Genomic DNA, 355 nt, shown 5'->3' with positions numbered 1-355 from the left:
TATCTCCATTAGGAAGTATTTCAGGACTATACACAGAGCCTTCTCTTTTAGCCTTTAAAATAGCAGTGTTCTCGGCATCAAGTTCTTCCCATCTATATTTTATTCTAATATCTTGTAATGCATCACCTACAAGCTTTTGTACATGAAAACGATCGATGACTTGTACTGCCTTAGAGAAGCATTTCTTAGCGATTTGTTTCATAGCTCCCGCCATATCTAAAGTAATCTCAGTAACTTTATCTCTAAGCCTCTTAGGTAGTTTAGATAGATGCTTTATTACAGTATCAGATTTTGTTCCTTTAACTATTGCTACAATGGTCTTGTTTTTACCTTTGCCTGCTTTAGAAGTCAGTAT

At 35.2% G+C, this 355-nt stretch carries 1 protein-coding gene; it reads right to left on the bottom strand.

All coding sequences use genetic code 11. The features are described 5' to 3' along the window. On the bottom strand, positions 1-355 hold a 355-nt coding region (locus RH98_RS15100; protein ID WP_010258150.1), incomplete at both ends, for a transposase.

It is taken from the genome of Myroides injenensis M09-0166, assembly GCF_000246945.1.
Taxonomy (GTDB): domain Bacteria; phylum Bacteroidota; class Bacteroidia; order Flavobacteriales; family Flavobacteriaceae; genus Flavobacterium; species Flavobacterium injenense.
This window is presented reverse-complemented; position numbering and strand designations above follow the sequence as displayed.